The following is a 16,379-nucleotide window of genomic DNA, read 5'->3' as shown; positions in this document are numbered from 1 at the left end:
GAGCATATGGCGGTTTTGCAGCGTAATCGCCAGATGTCAAAATGCCTCTGCAATCAATCAATCGCGAGCGGTACTTCCTTTTCACAGCGATTGCGACCGGCTTGCTTGGCGCGATAGAGCGCCCGGTCAGCAGCGTTCACGAGGTGGCTGTAATCCGGATGACCATTGAATGCCGCAACACCGATGGACAGGGTGACAGACTGACGCGCGCCATCGGGTAGGTTCATAGGTTGTTGGGCTATCTGTCTGCGCAGTTCCTCGCCGATTGCAAATGCCTTGTCCTCGTCGGCTTCGACAAGCGCGACCAGAAATTCCTCGCCGCCATAGCGGAACACGAAATCGCTTGGGCGGCAGAGCGAAAGGATCGTTTCGGCCACCTGCTGAAGAACCGCATCGCCACTGCTGTGCCCGTAGGTGTCATTGATGTTCTTGAAGTGATCGATATCGATCATCAGAACGCTTAAATCCATTGCCTTTTGGGACGCCATGCGCACTTCGCGGGTCAGGATCGAGGGCATGAAACGACGATTGAGCGCGCGGGTCAGAGGATCGCGGCCCGTTTCCATGGCCGCAGCCGCCTGAAAAAGTTCGGATAGCAGAAACTTCACTTCCCCGATCTTTGTCTGGAACAGTGACAGGGAGGCAGCGAGTTCAGTCGGGTTATCTTTGCGGGCGCCGTTGATGGCCGGAAGGAGCACATTGTCTATATGTTCTACATTCCGGCGGATATTTTCCAGCGTCGAGGAATTGGAGAACATGAGATCGGCCTTATGCTGCAACCATAATCCGAAGTCCGAGCTGGCCAGCGTGTGAAGCGGGCTGTCGGGATTGCCATAGAGATTGAAAAGGAGCGACTGGCTCCATTCCATGAGTGCGGCACGTTGCGATTCTCGCTCAAGCGGAAAATCATGGCTCAGCGTAAAGGCCCGATAGGCTTCGTCGGTCTGGGCGCTTTCGCGCGCGTCTTTCACGAAGGACTGGCTCATGATTTCAATCGCAATGTCGATTGCATTGCTGACATGCACGATCAGACGCGCCAGACCCTCGCGTGTGGCAACTTCCAGCTTCAGCTGACGGACGATCTCGTTCTTGAGCAGGCGCGCGCCCTGCATGACGACATGGATCGGTACGTCGATGCGGGCGTGGACTTCGCCGACCTTGCGCTGCTCACGGATGAATGCGTCAACATCGCCGGCGGTTCTCTCGAACATTTTCAGGAGCCAATCGCTCAGCGAGTTGTGCAGGCGCTCCTGGACCATTTTCTGGGACAGAAAAGTTGCCGCATCACGATTGCTCATCAGACGATCATAGAACACACCAACGAACTGCTCACGGTGCCGCCCGATCAGGTCGCGAAGGAAGAGCGAATCTTGCTCCGGCAAGCCGCCGACCAGTTCGATCCATTCGATCTGGGTCGTAACCAGACCGGTTTTCTCGCCCCTTATGGCGCCGATTTTAGAGGCCGAATGATCCATGTTCCTGCTCCTTGCGACAGCCGCAAAGCTCCGCCCGCTACCGGACGTGAACCGGCGCAGGATCGGCTTTGCGGATTGGAGATTCTGCAGCTCTTCCCTTGCTTCAAGGGATAGCATGCGAATTCAATTGGCTTCTGATATCCAGATTCTCTTAAAAATACCCCAGCAAAATTGCAGGTGGTGTGCGGCGTCCCGTTTGATGGGGCGGGGTCGAGATTGATAGCTCGCCGTAAGATTAAGTGACTTTACCACTCGCCTGTCTGACCTAGGTATTTGTGGGCAAGATATTCCAATTCTGGACAGCTCTGAAAAGGAAAATGGAATGAAATTCAAGTTGGTTTCTGCGGCTCTCGCGCTTTTCGCGCTAACTGCTGTTGCTGAAGCGGCCACGCCTGTTGCTCCGGCCGCACTACCGGCTGTCGGTGCCCATGGCGCTGGTTCTGCCATTCAGGTTGATTATCGCTGCCCTCGTGGTGCGGTTCGTACGCGAAGCGGTCGCTGCGTCTGGGATCGCCGCTGGCGCGATGACCGTCGCGGGTGGGATCGTCATTCACCCCGCTATTATCGCGAACGCGACCGTGCTCGCTGGCGCCATGATCGCCACCGTCATCGTGACCGCGTATATATCGAGCCGCGCCGTCGCGGCCCGCACAACTAAAGAAGAAAAGAGCAGCGTTTTCGCTGCTCTTTTTCATCAGACGGACTCAGCCTGCGAACGTGAAATGCCCTCGAGTTGCGGAAACACATCCGCTGTCATGGGAGCGAGGACATCAATTACCAGTCCGCCCGGCGCGAAGTCGATATCGCATTTTGCCTTCAACTCGCCTGCGAGAACGGAGTAGAGCAGCCGCTGGCCAAAGCCTCGCCGGGCAGGACGTTCGACTGGAGGTCCGCCGCTTTCGATCCAGCGCATATGAAGTTTCTGCTCGCCCTGCCTTTGAACGACATTCCAGTCGAATTGGACGGTGCCGCTTTCGTTGGACAGCGCGCCGTATTTCACCGCGTTGGTTGCCAGTTCATACAGGCCCAGTGAAAGGGAGACGGTTACCCGGTCGCTCACCACCAGTGCCGGACCATGGGTACGGATTCGATGACCGAACGTGCTGTTGAAAGGGGCAAGCGCGGTGTCGCAGATCTGGTTGATCGTGGTGCCCGTCCAGTCCTCACGCAGCAGCATGTCGTGGGCTTGGCTAAGTGCGCGCAGCCGCTCGCTGAACAACTCGTTCGCGGTCTGCGGATCGGTGGCGTTCCGCAAGGTCTGGTTGGCGATGGATTGCACCATCGCCATCGAGTTCTTGAACCGATGTGAAATTTCGCGGGTGACCAAAGCCTTGTCAGCTTCGGCTTTCTTGCGCTCCGTGACGTCGATGACGATACCCAGAAGCGTCGGTGACTTGCCCGTCAGTGCCTTGGCTCGGGTTTCAACCCAGCGCACCTGACCCAGCCTGTTCGTGATGCGATATTCCATCCGGAAAGACTTGCCGGTCGCGAAAGATTCCTGCGACCGCTGGATCAGTGCAATCCGGTCTTCCAGCACCACCATTTCGATGATCTTGTCATAGTTGACCGGCTCATCCGGCGTCAGCCCGAAAATACGCCTGTATTCCGATGAACAGCTGATTTCGCCCGTATGATAATCCCGCGTCCAGAAGCCAACATTCGCCACTTCGATGATATATTGCAGCTGATCGTTGCTGCGCTCTTTTTCAAGCGAAAGCGTTTCGCGTTCTTTTTCCAGCTCGACCAGCTTGCCGAGTTCCAGGGTCACATCGAGCTGTGATGAAACGAAGTGATGGAGTTCGCCTGCTTCGGTCTTGACAGGGGAGATGTGAAGCCGGTTCCAGAATGGTTCGCCTGACTTCTTGTAATTGAGAATATCGATATCGATCGACTGTTCCGTTTCGATTGCCGCGCGGATCATCTCGACATGTTTCGGGTCCGTGCCGGGGCCTTGCAGGAAACGGCAATTCTTCCCAATGATTTCATCGGCTTCATAGCCTGTCAGGTTCTGGAAGGCCTTGTTGGCAAAGACGATGGGGTTATCGGGCAGGCGGGGATTGGTGATGAGCATCGGCATGGGCGTCAGTTGAACTGCCGCCGTGAAAGGATCCGCTTCCTGGGAAAAAGATGTTCCCAAAATTTTTACGGACGGCCCTGCTTTTGTTGCCAATGCAAACCCCACTCCCTGAAAACGCTTACAAGCTGCCCTACTTCACGCAAGTTATCCGATTGTCTCGCAATTTGCTAACGAAAATAATGGAATAGCGAGAACCAATTGTCGTCTCCTCCGTTAGAAGCCGCATGAAACATGCCGCGTTGCGGGGAGAAAACAGGGAGCCGGCAGATTTTCCCCGCAACGTTCAGCGGACATTCATAAACAGACGGCAATGATGGCATCATTGAAATGGAGAAGCACAGGATGAACACCTTCAAAAAGATGATGGTCGGCCTTGTCGGTGCGAGCTTTTTGATCGGCGCGATAGTCCCGGTCTCGGCTGCGCCCGTCATGCCAACTGCGCCTGCGGCGAGCAACGAGCATGTTCAACAGGTTCGGGATGACCGCTGGCGTCGCGGACCGGGCCATGGGCACTGGGGCGGCTATCGGCCGGGGCCTCGTCCGGGCTGGCATGGCCGGCCATACCGCCCGGGGCCGGGTTACTGGAATGGTTATCGCGGTGACCGCTATTATCGCCACGGCTATCGCCGGCATAATGACGGTTGGTGGTATCCGCTCGCTGCGTTCGGCGCCGGTGCAATCATCGGTGGTGCGATTGCCGCTCCGCCGCCACCGCCCCCGCCAGTCTATCGCGCACCGGCTTATGGTTACAGCAATTCACATGTACAGTGGTGCTATAATCGTTATCGCTCATATAGGGCCTCGGATAATACTTTTCAGCCGTATAACGGCCCCCGCCAGCAGTGTTATTCGCCATATTGATAGTTGAAAACTGCTGAACACAATGAAGCCGCCCTTCAAGGGCGGCTTTGTTTTTGTGGACTAGCTTCATCATCTGTACCACCAGTAATTGTCATTCACGGCGGTGCACCCTAAAAGGCGGTCGGGGTGAGTTCCGGCAGCGCGCTTGTTGAAAAGCTTTCGGTTCCCCTCTGTTACAACAGAGCGCCAAAGGAGACAGGATGCGCGCGATTTTACCCAAAGCAATAGCCGGTGTAATTTTACTCGGTATATTGAGCGTAGTACTTGGTTCCTGGTACACGATTGATGAAGGCGAGCGTGGCGTTGTTTTGCGCTACGGTGCTGTTTCCGGCGTTGCACAACCCGGCCTCGGTTTCAAAATTCCGGTGATCGATTCTATCGTACGAATATCGGTGCAATCCAAAGCTGCGATCTATAACAGCATGGAAGCCTATAGCCGCGACCAGCAACCAGCCACGATGAACCTGTCGGTCAACTATCGCATTCCGCCAGACCGCGTGGAAGAAGTCTACGCGACCTATGGCGGTGAAGACGGGCTCCTGTCCCGCCTTGTAGAGCGGCGCGTTTTCGAGGAAAGCAAGACGGTTTTCGGCAAATTCAATGCCGTGGAGGCTATTCAGGAACGAAGCCGTCTCAATCAGGAAATTGCGCAGGCCATTCAGAACAGTGTGCGCGGTCCGGTTATCATCGACACGGTGCAGATCGAGAATATCGACTTTTCGGACTCTTATGAGCAGTCCATCGAACAGCGCATGTTGGCCGAAGTTGAAGTGCAGCGGCTTCGTCAGAATGCAGAGCGCGAAAAGGTGCAGGCTGAAATCACCGTGACGCAGGCAAAAGCGCAGGCAGATGCTCGCCGCGCCGAAGCAGAGGCGCAGGCGGATGCCGTTCGTCTTCAGGCGGAAGCCGAGGCTGACGCGATCAGGCTGAAGGGCGAGGCGGAGGCAACCGCCATCAAGGCGCGTGGCGATGCACTTCGCGACAATCCGGGTCTCGTTGCATTGACGCAGGCCGAGAAATGGGATGGTCAACTGCCGACCACAATGCTGCCCAACGGAGCGATTCCGATGCTGAATCTGAACAGTTCCCAGACGCCGCAGAAATCGCCCGATTACTGACCGGTGAATAAAGAACAGCGGGGCTCCGACTATCCGGTGGGGCGCGCATCCTGTTGAATGGGTTTCACGCCTTTCGGGATGCGCTCTTATCCGCCGCGCTGTTCATAGCCCTCGATGTTTGTCCCATCCATTTTCTGGCGCAGATACTGCTTGAGCCTTGCGATATTGTGCGCATCCCAGCCAGTTACGCCGGTAACTTCCAGCCACGCGTCGACATAGTGCTCAGGAGCATATACATGCCCGTGCCCGATCGGTGTGGCCGTTCCAAAGGCCATGTCGAGGGCGAGTTGAAGCATGGTTACCACCGGATACCATCGCAGATCGGGTGACACATCGGGCCCGCGCGGTGCCTGCATCCAATCAGGCTGGCGGTAGAAGGACAGCGTGTCGAAGAAAGTGACCGGGTCGCTGGCATATTGCAGATAAACCACACGCATTGGGCCCCACCGCGTTCCATTTCCCGGGGCTTCACCATACTGGTTCATGAAACGCGCAAAGGAGCCGTCCCTGAACACCGGCAACCATTCCGGCGTTCCCGGATTTCGCCGTCTGGTCATGGCTTTCCAGTCGCGGCTGGGGAAAGGAGGGCCGCTCCATAGCGCGCCGTTGATGGGGTCATCAAGCATTTCGAAAAGCTCGGACGAAATTTCCGAGTTCATCGCACCGAGGCTCAAGCCATAAAGATACAGGCGAGGTCGGCTGTCCCGCGGCAGGTTTTTCCAGTAGTTGTAGACGGCGATGAACAACGCCCGCGATGCTTCCGCTCCATATTCGGGCTGAAAGAGCAGCGACAATGGGCTGGAAAGATAGGAATACTGCACGGCGACGCTGGCCACATCACCATGGTGCAGAAACTCAAGACCGTCCATTGCTGCAGGGTCAACCCATCCTGTTCCGGTGGGCGTGATGACGACCAGTACCGAACGGTCAAAGCCGCGTTGCCGCTTCAGCTCTTCCAGTGCAAGCTCCGCGCGTTGTTCCGGCGTGTCGGCGACTTGCAGACCCGCATAGACCCGTATGGGGTCGATTGCCCTTTCTCCGGTCATCGCCGTGATGTCGGAAGCGGCAGGGCCCGAGGAGACAAATTCGCGTCCAGCCCGCCCAAGTTCGTTCCAATGCAAAAGCGAGGCAGCACTGCCGGTTTTGCCCGGTGCCGTCGGTTGTGGGCGATCCGGCTCGATCAGAGCGTCGTACTCGCGAAAGGAACGATCCAGAACCCTGAACGCGGACTGGATGAGCAGCCCGTTGGCAATCGTCCAGACAAGGATCACGGTAATCGTGACGCCGAGGACGTTGGCTACCCGGCGAGGCATGACGAGTTGCACTTTCCCGGAGACGAATCGCCCTAGCCGGATGAGAAGGCGAACAAGTACCAACAGAATGAGGAATGTCAGTACTGCCAAAGCCGAAACGCTCATCGGATAGGCGCTGGGCACCGGTTCCATGTCCATGACGGCTCGAACCGAATTCTGCCAGCTTGCCGCAAAATAAAGGGCTACGACAGCCACCGCGAGACAGACCACGCCGACGGCAAGATTGGCTCTGCTGCGCAGGCGGTCTTGGGGTTCGGGCAATTCCAGGTAATGCCAGAGCCAGCGCCATAGCACGCCAATGCCATAACCTGATCCGAACGCGACGCCACCGAGAATGCCCTGCATGACGTAGGTGCGTGGAACGAGGCTCGGCGTGAGCGCCGCAGCAAAAAACAGGGTGCCTAGCGCTATGCCAACGCCGGATAAGGAGCGCCGGAAATGGAAGAATGCCTTGGTGGTCAGAGACATGAAATACCGTGCCGTTAGTTCATTCCGATGAAGCTAGGGCAGAACCTGTTAATTTGGTGAAAATGGCACGAGGCTGGCTGTTTGGATGTAGTCGCCCTTCGCCGCTCCAGCAGCTCTTGTCATTTCAGGCGCCACTTCCAACAAATTAACAGGTCCCGACCCTAGCTGTAGCATGGCCACGCGGCAAGGTCCGGCCCGGAAGGCCCGGCAGTCGTCGTTCTATCACCATACGGTTCAGAATCGCTGTTCTGTTGAAGCTGCTAAGCCCTCAGAAAAACGTGAAAATGACCTATTTACCGGCATCTGGAAGCTGTTGCGCGAGATAGAGTATCCCTGACCTGTTATTTTTTTGAATTTATGTTGGAGAAACCTGACTTTATGGTGTTGACCAATCCGTAAGCCACCCTTATGTTCCGCCGCACTTCCGGGGGCGATTTGCTCCAACAGGGAGCGCGTAGCTCAGCTGGTAGAGCAACTGACTTTTAATCAGTAGGTCCAGGGTTCGAATCCCTGCGCGCTCACCAACACATTCAAATACTTAGATGTCACCGTTTGATCCCCGATTTGCGGTTGGGCGATTTTTTATACCTGATCTCTGGCGATGACCTGTCGGCGGCCTATCAACTGGCTGGTCGCGGCGGCAATCCGGCACGGCTGCGCATCTTTTCCAGAAGGCTGGCGGCAATCGGCTCATAATTTTCATCGAAATGGTGGCCGCCAGCCAGTTTCATGACTTCCATGCCCTTCAGTTCCGGAGCAGTGCAGGCGGTATCCTCTTCTTCCTGTCCATAGACACAGACGACCCGGTCGAGCGGGATTGTCGAAATGGCCGGAATGACGTCCTTGTCACCATCCATTCCGAGCCAGCCTTCAATCGAAACCTGAAATGTGGTCGTCGTTTCGACCCCGAGAAGGCCGATCATTTTCGTCCGGTCCTGTATGGCCGCAGGCAGGTATTTCCAGGCAAACGGAAATGTATCAGCGCCAAACGAATAGCCGAGAACAGCTACCGGCAATTTATTTGTCGGATCAGCTTTTTTGATCATCGCCGTCGTGTCGTTGGCGATTTCCTCCGGCGTGCGTTCCGACCAGAAATAGCGTAGCGAATCCACGCCGATCACGTGGACGCCGTGTGCCTGCAGCCACTCGCCGATGGATTTGTCGAGGTCGCGCCAGCCACCATCACCGGAATAGAAGACCGCAATCATATCGGCCTTTCCGTCCTTCGCAGGAAGGTCGACGATCGGCAGGGCTTCGTTCTTGGCGTCCTGATCCGCCATGGCCACGACATTGTCGACAGCCATTTTGAGTCTTGCCGGAAATGCAGGAGCAGATTGAAGCACGGCTAAATTTTCCTGCCGGGCAGTAACGGGATTATTCGTCGGTGATCCGGCCGGCCCGATCACCAGGGCAGGGGCGGGAATTGCCACATTGAACCCATAGGTGAAGCCTCCATCCGGGGCCTTGGTTGCTGCGGCTTTTTCCGTGCAAGAAGGAAGACGGGTCCTGGCAGGAACCGGATCAAGCGCGACAGCGCCTGCAATCGTTGCATCCGGAGAATCCGAGGCCGCCGCATAAGCGATGGTCGCGCCTTGTCCGACACCCGTCAGGACGGGGTGAAAATAGACCCCGAGATCCAGCCCGCGCAAGGCTTCCTTGGCGATGGCTTCGAAATCGGAGTCCAGATAGTTGCATTCGCCGCCCTCCTTATCGAGCGCCGCGCGCCACGGACCAAGCTCGACCGGCAGAACGATCATATTCCGGGCAAGCATGGCATCCATGAATTGTTTTTCCCGGTCGCCTATGCCGCCGTCATCACTCAGCAGGATGGCAAGTCCGACAGGATCGTTCTCTGGCATATAGACAGGAATGTTGGACAGTCTTTCGGCACTGGCATGGATAACCGGCTCGTCGGAATCGATGACTTTTGTCCAGAGCCGCGCGATTTTACCAGTATGCATTGTGCCGTACACGCCCGCTGCTGCCACCAGCGCCAATCCGAGCACAATAAAGAGAACGCGTCTTTTCGTCATTTGCGGATGAACTCCAGTGGGCTGCCATTGATGAGGGTCGTGGCATCGAGAAGGGCGCGCGGCGTCTCAAGGCCGCCCGGGCAAACCATGTAATGCGGCGTCCAGACAGGATCGAATTTTTCCTTGAAGGCTTTCAATCCGCCAAAGTGATAGAGATCGGCGCCGCGCTTGTAGATGAACGAGCCGAAGCGGTTCCAACGGGAGGCCAGCCTGCTGCCGCTCAGGCCCGATAGCGGGGCGGCGCCCAGGTTGAACCACTTGTAGCCTTCTTCCTTGCCGGCCATCAGCAGCTTCGCGAAAAGCGCGTCCATAAGGAGCTTATGCACATTCGGCATGTAGCGCATGAGGTCGACAGTGATTTCATATTTGTCCGCGCCGCGCCATATGTTGGCAAAAGCCACGATTTCTCCGTCGCGTTTCAGCACTGCAACGTCAAAGCGTTTCATATATTCTTCATCGAAATATCCGAGCGAAAACCCTTTCTCGCTGCCCGACTTGAAATCCAGCCAGGCATCCGAAATCTCCTGCAGGCGTGGGATGAGCGGAGGCACATCGGCGGACGGAATGATTTCAAACGTCAGTCCATCCTTGTCGATCTTTCTGTCGGCATAGCGGAACGGCTGGCGACGCGGTCCTTCCAGCGAGAATTCGGCGAGATCAACGCGGGCGACTTCACCGAGTTTCAGGGCGACAAGGCCCATATCCAGAAACAGGGGCAGGCTTTGCGGACCAACACCGTAAAATACGGTGCGCAGGGCAAGCTTGTCGGCCAGCCCGTGAAAGGACCATGCAAGCTCTTTGCCGGTTTGTTCATTACCGATGGGTTCGCCAAGCGCGATCAGACTGCCCCCGGACTGGGAATACATGATGAAGGAGCTGTTGTCGGGGGCCAGAAGAAATTGCTTGTCGCCAAGCAGCGCCAGGGCGGCATCCGTGTGCGGCCATTGGGCGACGAGGGCGGGCACGGCGGGGGGTATTGAATAATCCACCTTTCGCCTGCGATGACCGTTCCGGTTGATGATGGAGTAAAGGCCAACTGCGGCGACCACGGCAAAGACCAACACGGTTGCCCGCAGGAAGCGTGGGGCATTGCCGTTCCAGGCGAAATCCCACCAGAGCGTGTTGGAATATTCCACGTGGCGATAAACGAAAAATCCAAGCCATGTGGAAACGAGCACAGTTGTGCCGACGGTCGCGATCCAGTTCCAGCTCAGGTCAAACGGCCCCGAAATAGGGCGGCGATAGAACGAATCCCGGAACCCCCACAGTGTGAAAGCGAAAAGACAGAGAGTAATGGCTTCTTCCCAGTCGAGACCTTTTGCCAGAGAAAAGGCCGCGCCGCAGAGAAGCAGGATTTGCGCAGCCACCCATGCTCGCGCAAGCCTCTTTGAGAGACCGCGAGCAACGATGAGCAGCGCCACGCCGACCAGACTGGCGGCGAGGTGCGACATTTCCATGAAGGATTCCGGAACGATGTCGGAGAGCACTTCGACGCGGTAGCGAAGGTCCGGCGTGGCCCCGGAAACGAGAAGCATGATCCCGCCCAGAAAGATGATGCTGGCAGACAGACCGGGGACGAGCGGCTCGACCAGCCGCTTGGCGAAGCGTGCCTGCTTGCCGAGCATATGGCGGCGGCGCATGATCTCCCATATGAGAATGCCTGCGGTCGCCACGACAAGCGGCATAATCGTATAGATAAGCCGGTAGGCGAGAAGCGCCGCAATCGCATCCGGTTTTCCGCCAAGGCCGAGACCTGCAATAATTGTCGCTTCAAAGGCGCCGAGGCCGCCGGGCGCATGGCTGGCAATGCCCAGCACGATGGCGATCACATAGACGAGTGCGAAAACGGCGAAGCTAGGCACAGCATCGGCGGGCATGAGGACATAGAGCGTAGCCGCTGCGGCGCCCACATCCACGAGCCCGGCAAATATCTGGAGCAGCGCTCCCTTTGAGTTGGGCAGGCGCAGGCTGAATGAGCCTATCGTGAAACTGCGCTGCCCATGCGACAGCCAGTAGATCAGCCAGCCGATACCGCCCAGAATAGCGATGCCGGCAACGATATCGATGCGGGAATCGATGGCAGAGAGCCAGGGAACATCCCGTGGATCGATGAGAAGAGCGGCGCCCACCATTATGATCAGCGCGAACCAGATCGCGAACCATGACGTGCCGACGATCTTGCCGATGTCAGCAAGACTCACGCCCTCCGCGGCATAGATGCGATAACGCAGGGCACCGCCGGTCAGCAGGGAAAAGCCAAGCGCGTTGGAAATCGCGTAGCCAGCGGCGCCTGCAACGGCTGCAAGGCGGCGCGGTATCTGGTTTGGCGCGATCGTATCGACGGCCACGACATCGTAAAGTGCGACAGCGGCATAGCTCAGAGCCGTGAAAAACACTGCCAGCGCAAGCGTTGCCCACGATATATTATGCAGTGCGGCGAGCGTTTCCGTGCGCGATGTATGCTGGAGAAGATTCTCCAGCACATAGATTGCAAGCAACGCAATGGCGATACCGGCTATCGGAAACAGAAAATGTTGGTAGCGGGTGAACCAGCCATGATGTCTTGCTGACGTTTCGGATGGCATGGAAGGCACTTCGTCATCATCAATAAGGCTCATAGGAACATCGTCCGGTTGGAGCAACATATATAAATTGCGCAATGATCTCGATTTAGGGCGAACTTGTGTTCGAGCGAGATGCCGCATTGAAAATATTCAAAGTAGAGCAGAAGTTGGTCTATATAAGCCTGCGGTTGGGTCAGGCTGCAAGTGATTTGATGAATTGAAAGAGGTCTTGGTGCTCGATATTTCATACATGACCGCTGCCGGAGCCGGTGCGTTGTCTTTTCTGTCACCCTGCGTTCTTCCGCTTGTGCCGCCTTATCTGTGCTATATGGCTGGCGTGAGCGTCGAGGATTTCCGTGCAGAGAAGGCGACAACCGTTGCAGCAGCGCCTTCGGCGCGCCGTTCGCTGGCGTTTGCCGCAATTTGCTTTGTTCTCGGTTTTACCACTGTTTTTGTGGCGCTTGGCGCTGGCGCCTCTTCGATTGGCGCCTTCCTGCGCGCCTGGCAGCAGGAAATTGCAATCGTCGCGGGCGTGGTCATCATATTGATGGGATTGAACTTCCTCGGCGTCCTGCGCCTGTCGTTCCTGTCTCGCGAAGCCCGGTTCCAGGCCCGCAACGCTCCGGCGTCGCCGCTCGGAGCCTATGTCATGGGGCTGGCATTTGCATTTGGCTGGACGCCATGCATCGGGCCAGTTCTTGGGCCGATCCTGACGCTTGCGGGCGGTAGCAGCACGGTGGGCGAGGGTGCGCTGTTGCTGGCAACCTATTCGCTTGGCCTTGGCATTCCTTTTTTGATCGCCGCCCTTTTTTCCGGCGCATTCATGCGGTTTCTTTCGCGTTTCCGGGTGCATCTGGGCAAGGTGGAGAAAGCGATGGGCGCGCTTTTGGTGGTAGCAGGAGTTTTGTTCCTGACGGGCGGCATGCAATCATTCTCGTACTGGATGCTTGAAACCTTTCCTGCACTTGGGCAAATCGAAGGTCTTTTCCTGAAGACTGGCGCGTAAGTTTTCATAGACGCTTTGATGTTATGAGCGAAGATCATCTCAATTTTCTGGACGACACAATGACAGACCGTACCTGCCTTTCCATCGTGCTAGCTGCTGGCGAAGGCACACGCATGAAATCCAGCCTGCCCAAAGTGTTGCATCAGGTGGCGGGATTGCCGCTGGTTTCGCACGTGGTCAAGGCCGTTCAGGGCACCGGCAAAAGCGATGTTGCGCTGGTCGTGGGGCGCGGCGCCGACGAAGTGCGCGCGGCGGTGGAAAAGAATGCAGGGCCTGTCTCGGCCTTCGAGCAGAAGGAACGTCTCGGTACAGCGCATGCAGTTCTGGCCGCGCGCGAGGCAATCGAACGCGGTTATGATGATCTGCTTATCGTTTTTGGTGATACGCCGCTGATCGAGGCACAATCCCTGCAAAAGGCCCGCGAGCGGCTGGCCGGAGGCGCAGACGTTGTCGTTATCGGTTTCCGCCCGGAGAATCCGCACGGCTATGGCCGTCTGATCGAAGAGGGCGACAAGCTTGTCGCCATCGTTGAAGAAAAGGAAGCAAGCGAAGCGCAGAAGCAGATCGGTTTCTGCAATGGCGGGCTGATGGCTGTCCGTGGCCAACATGCTCTGGCGCTTCTGGATGCCGTCGATAATAACAACGCCAAGGGCGAATATTATCTGACCGATATTGTCGCCATCGCCCATGGCAGGGACATGAATGTGACGGCCATCGAAGTGCCGGTCGATAATGTCATCGGCATCAACAATCGTGTCGAACTGGCTGAAGCCGAAGCCATCTGGCAGGATCGCAAGCGCCGCGAGATGATGCTGGCAGGCGTGACGCTTATTGCGCCCGGAACCGTGTTCTTCTCGCATGACACGCTGATCGAGGCCGACGTTATTGTTGAGCCGAATGTATTCTTCGGCCCGCATGTGCATGTTGCGTCGGGAGCCTTGATACATTCCTTCTCGCATCTGGAAGGTGCGGAGGTCGGTCCCAAGGCAGAGATCGGGCCGTTTGCCCGCCTGCGCCCCGGTGCAAATCTGGGAGAAAAGACCAAGGTCGGCAATTTCTGCGAAGTGAAGAATGCCACCTTGCATAAAGGCGCGAAAATCAATCACCTGACCTATATCGGCGACGCGATAGTCGGCGCATCGAGCAATATCGGCGCGGGCACCATCACCTGCAATTACGACGGGTACAACAAGTACAAGACGGTGATCGGCGAAAACGCGTTCGTCGGCTCGAACAGTTCTCTGGTTGCGCCGGTAGAAATCGGCGACAATGCCTATATCGCATCGGGCAGCACGATTACCGACAATGTTCCTGCCGATGCGCTGGCCTTCGGTCGTGCCCGGCAGGAAACGAAGGAAGGCCGGGGGAAAATCCTGCGAGAGAAGTATGCCGCCATCAAAGCGGCTAAAACCGCGGCGAAATAAATCGTCCAATAGCTTAAGTGAGCGGCAATCCATTGGGTTGCCGTTCTGCGTTAGAATCTTTAAACCGCGAAACATTACGTCTCGACGTCGGATCTGGAGCAGCCCATGTGTGGAATTATCGGCATTATCGGAAATAACGAAGTCGCTCCGCTTCTCGTGGATGCACTGAAGCGGCTTGAATATCGCGGCTACGATTCTGCCGGTATCGCCACCTTGCAGAACGGCAAGCTCGATCGCCGCCGTGCCGAAGGCAAGCTGGTCAATCTGGAGAAGCGACTGGCTGGAGAACCGCTTCCTGGTGTCATCGGTATTGGCCATACCCGCTGGGCGACGCACGGCAAGCCTGTGGAGCGTAACGCCCATCCGCACATCACCGAGCGCCTTGCGGTTGTTCATAACGGCATCATCGAGAATTTCGCCGAACTTCGCGCCATGCTTGAGGCGGAAGGCTACAAGTTCCAGACCGAAACCGACACTGAAGCTGTCGCGCATCTTGTGACCCGCGAACTGGCAAAGGGCAAGTCTCCGGTCGAGGCTGTCCGCGACAGCCTGCCGATGCTGCATGGCGCTTTCGCGCTTGCTTTCCTGTTCGAGGGCGACGAAGAGCTTTTGATCGGCGCTCGCCAGGGGCCGCCGCTTGCCGTCGGTTATGGCGAAGGTGAAATGTTCCTCGGTTCGGATGCCATCGCCCTTTCGCCTTTCACGGATACCATCGCCTATCTCGAAGATGGCGATTGGGCCGTTCTGACGCGCAAGGGTGTGACCGTTTACGACGAGAACAACAGCGAAGTCGAGCGGCCGATCCAGAAGACGCAGACGGCTAACATGCTTGTCTCCAAGGGCAATCATCGTCACTTCATGCAGAAAGAGATGTTCGAGCAGCCGGAAGTGATCTCTCACACGCTGGCGAACTATCTCGACTTCACCACCGGCAAGGTGCGTCAGGAAGCAATCGGCATCGATTTCAGCAAGATCGACCGCCTGACGATATCTGCCTGCGGCACGGCTTATTATGCTGCGTCCGTCGGCAAATACTGGTTCGAGCAGATTGCGCGCCTGCCGGTCGATAGCGATATCGCGTCTGAATTCCGTTATCGCGAAATGCCGCTTTCGAAAGATTCGCTGGCGATGTTCGTATCGCAGTCCGGCGAAACGGCTGATACGCTGGCATCGCTGCGCTACTGCAAATCGCAGGGGCTGAAAATCGCCGCTGTCGTCAACGTGACGGGCTCGACCATTGCGCGTGAATCCGATGCCGTTTTCCCGACGCTTGCCGGGCCGGAAATCGGGGTTGCCTCGACCAAGGCCTTTACCTGCCAGCTCTCGGCCATGGCCTCGCTTGTTATCGCGGCTGCGAAATCGCGTGGCGCAATCGATGACAAGCGCGAACAGGAACTGGTGCGCCAGCTTTCCGAAGCGCCGCGTTTCATCAATCAGGTTCTGAAGCTGGAAGACCAGATCGCCGCAGTCTGCCATGAACTGGCCAAGGTCAATCATGTGCTTTATCTCGGTCGCGGCACTTCCTTCCCGCTTGCCATGGAAGGCGCGCTGAAGCTCAAGGAAATTTCCTATATCCACGCCGAAGGCTACGCCGCCGGTGAGTTGAAGCACGGCCCAATTGCGCTGATCGATGAAACCATGCCGGTAATCGTCATCGCGCCGTCGGATCGCCTTTTTGAGAAGACCGTTTCCAACATGCAGGAAGTGGCGGCGCGCGGGGGTCGGATCATTCTTATCACCGACAAAAAAGGCGCAGAAGCTGCCAGCATCGACACGATGGCAACCATCGTTCTGCCGGACGTTCCGGAATTCATCACTCCGCTTGTCTATGCGCTGCCGATCCAGATGCTGGCCTATCACACCGCTGTTCTGATGGGCACCGATGTCGACCAGCCGCGCAATCTGGCGAAGTCGGTGACTGTCGAGTAATCGGGAAAAGCAGCTGTTACGGCTTTTATAAAGCGTTGAAGGTGATTTCACTCCCCAATGCCTCATCCTGAGGAGGTGCGCAGCACCGTCTCGAAGGGTGAGGCATCGCTT

Annotated in this window: 11 protein-coding genes and 1 tRNA gene; 7 read left to right on the top strand and 5 right to left on the bottom strand. The window is 56.9% G+C overall.

Annotated elements, in window-relative coordinates; translation table 11 throughout:
• Positions 1–53: 53 nt before the first annotated feature.
• Positions 54–1,475: a GGDEF domain-containing protein gene (locus tag JNC63_RS19315; protein WP_006471384.1), complete on the bottom strand. Its 1,422-nt coding sequence runs from the start codon at positions 1,473–1,475 to the stop codon at positions 54–56.
• Between the two features lie 322 nt (positions 1,476–1,797).
• Here JNC63_RS19315 and JNC63_RS19310 point away from each other — a divergent pair, with 322 nt between their 5' ends.
• The gene (locus JNC63_RS19310) at positions 1,798–2,133 is read left to right on the top strand and encodes a hypothetical protein (RefSeq protein WP_006468922.1); all 336 of its coding nucleotides are present in this window, start codon (positions 1,798–1,800) and stop codon (positions 2,131–2,133) included.
• 36 nt (positions 2,134–2,169) lie between these two features.
• On the opposite strand, the gene JNC63_RS19305 is transcribed toward JNC63_RS19310, so the two are convergent.
• A complete protein-coding gene (locus JNC63_RS19305; RefSeq protein WP_036565014.1) occupies positions 2,170–3,612 on the bottom strand; it encodes a PAS domain S-box protein in 1,443 nt (480 codons plus the stop codon).
• A gap of 282 nt (positions 3,613–3,894) precedes the next feature.
• Between JNC63_RS19305 and JNC63_RS19300 the strand changes: the two genes are divergently transcribed.
• Both JNC63_RS19300 and JNC63_RS19295 read left to right on the top strand, forming a co-directional pair.
• Positions 3,895–4,413 (top strand): BA14K family protein, encoded by a 519-nt coding sequence (locus JNC63_RS19300; protein WP_006471381.1) that lies wholly within the window; start codon positions 3,895–3,897, stop codon positions 4,411–4,413.
• 200 nt (positions 4,414–4,613) lie between these two features.
• Complete coding sequence (locus JNC63_RS19295; RefSeq protein ID WP_006468919.1) at positions 4,614–5,531, top strand: prohibitin family protein; 918 nt, start codon at positions 4,614–4,616, stop codon at positions 5,529–5,531.
• Positions 5,532–5,617: 86 nt separating this feature from the next.
• On the opposite strand, the gene JNC63_RS19290 is transcribed toward JNC63_RS19295, so the two are convergent.
• Positions 5,618–7,312, bottom strand: a complete 1,695-nt coding sequence (locus JNC63_RS19290; RefSeq protein WP_006468918.1) for an alpha/beta hydrolase — start codon at positions 7,310–7,312, stop codon at positions 5,618–5,620.
• A 448-nt stretch (positions 7,313–7,760) separates the two neighbouring features.
• Here JNC63_RS19290 and JNC63_RS19285 point away from each other — a divergent pair.
• Positions 7,761–7,836 (top strand) — tRNA-Lys (locus JNC63_RS19285).
• A gap of 96 nt (positions 7,837–7,932) precedes the next feature.
• Here the strand turns inward: JNC63_RS19285 and JNC63_RS19280 are convergent.
• Both JNC63_RS19280 and mprF read right to left on the bottom strand, forming a co-directional pair.
• Positions 7,933–9,345 carry an AcvB/VirJ family lysyl-phosphatidylglycerol hydrolase gene (locus JNC63_RS19280; protein WP_021586020.1) on the bottom strand — a complete coding sequence of 471 codons (1,413 nt, stop codon included), beginning with the start codon at positions 9,343–9,345 and terminating at the stop codon, positions 7,933–7,935.
• On the bottom strand, positions 9,342–11,963 hold the full coding sequence (mprF, locus tag JNC63_RS19275) for a bifunctional lysylphosphatidylglycerol flippase/synthetase MprF (RefSeq protein WP_031346387.1): 2,622 nt from the start codon (positions 11,961–11,963) through the stop codon (positions 9,342–9,344). Before mprF ends, JNC63_RS19280 begins: the two co-directional genes overlap by 4 nt.
• A gap of 196 nt (positions 11,964–12,159) precedes the next feature.
• Between mprF and JNC63_RS19270 the strand changes: the two genes are divergently transcribed.
• From JNC63_RS19270 to glmS, 3 genes are all read left to right on the top strand, one after another.
• Positions 12,160–12,915: a cytochrome c biogenesis CcdA family protein gene (locus JNC63_RS19270; protein ID WP_210272944.1), complete on the top strand. Its 756-nt coding sequence runs from the start codon at positions 12,160–12,162 to the stop codon at positions 12,913–12,915.
• A gap of 59 nt (positions 12,916–12,974) precedes the next feature.
• Positions 12,975–14,339 carry a bifunctional UDP-N-acetylglucosamine diphosphorylase/glucosamine-1-phosphate N-acetyltransferase GlmU gene (gene glmU, locus JNC63_RS19265; RefSeq protein WP_031346386.1) on the top strand — a complete coding sequence of 455 codons (1,365 nt, stop codon included), beginning with the start codon at positions 12,975–12,977 and terminating at the stop codon, positions 14,337–14,339.
• Positions 14,340–14,444: 105 nt separating this feature from the next.
• The gene (glmS, locus tag JNC63_RS19260) at positions 14,445–16,268 is read left to right on the top strand and encodes a glutamine--fructose-6-phosphate transaminase (isomerizing) (protein WP_006468912.1); all 1,824 of its coding nucleotides are present in this window, start codon (positions 14,445–14,447) and stop codon (positions 16,266–16,268) included.
• Positions 16,269–16,379 lie beyond the last annotated feature (111 nt).

It is taken from the genome of Brucella ciceri (assembly GCF_041930145.1).
Lineage (GTDB): Bacteria > Pseudomonadota > Alphaproteobacteria > Rhizobiales > Rhizobiaceae > Brucella > Brucella intermedia.
This window is presented reverse-complemented; position numbering and strand designations above follow the sequence as displayed.

Coding starts and splice junctions, on each gene's coding strand:
- glmU (WP_031346386.1), top strand. CDS start 12,975: ATGACAGACCGTACCTGCCTTTCCATCGTGCTAGCTGCTGGCGAAGGC.
- JNC63_RS19315 (WP_006471384.1), bottom strand. CDS start 1,475: ATGGATCATTCGGCCTCTAAAATCGGCGCCATAAGGGGCGAGAAAACC.
- JNC63_RS19310 (WP_006468922.1), top strand. CDS start 1,798: ATGAAATTCAAGTTGGTTTCTGCGGCTCTCGCGCTTTTCGCGCTAACT.
- JNC63_RS19270 (WP_210272944.1), top strand. CDS start 12,160: ATGACCGCTGCCGGAGCCGGTGCGTTGTCTTTTCTGTCACCCTGCGTT.
- JNC63_RS19280 (WP_021586020.1), bottom strand. CDS start 9,345: ATGACGAAAAGACGCGTTCTCTTTATTGTGCTCGGATTGGCGCTGGTG.
- glmS (WP_006468912.1), top strand. CDS start 14,445: ATGTGTGGAATTATCGGCATTATCGGAAATAACGAAGTCGCTCCGCTT.
- JNC63_RS19290 (WP_006468918.1), bottom strand. CDS start 7,312: ATGTCTCTGACCACCAAGGCATTCTTCCATTTCCGGCGCTCCTTATCC.
- mprF (WP_031346387.1), bottom strand. CDS start 11,963: ATGAGCCTTATTGATGATGACGAAGTGCCTTCCATGCCATCCGAAACG.
- JNC63_RS19295 (WP_006468919.1), top strand. CDS start 4,614: ATGCGCGCGATTTTACCCAAAGCAATAGCCGGTGTAATTTTACTCGGT.
- JNC63_RS19300 (WP_006471381.1), top strand. CDS start 3,895: ATGAACACCTTCAAAAAGATGATGGTCGGCCTTGTCGGTGCGAGCTTT.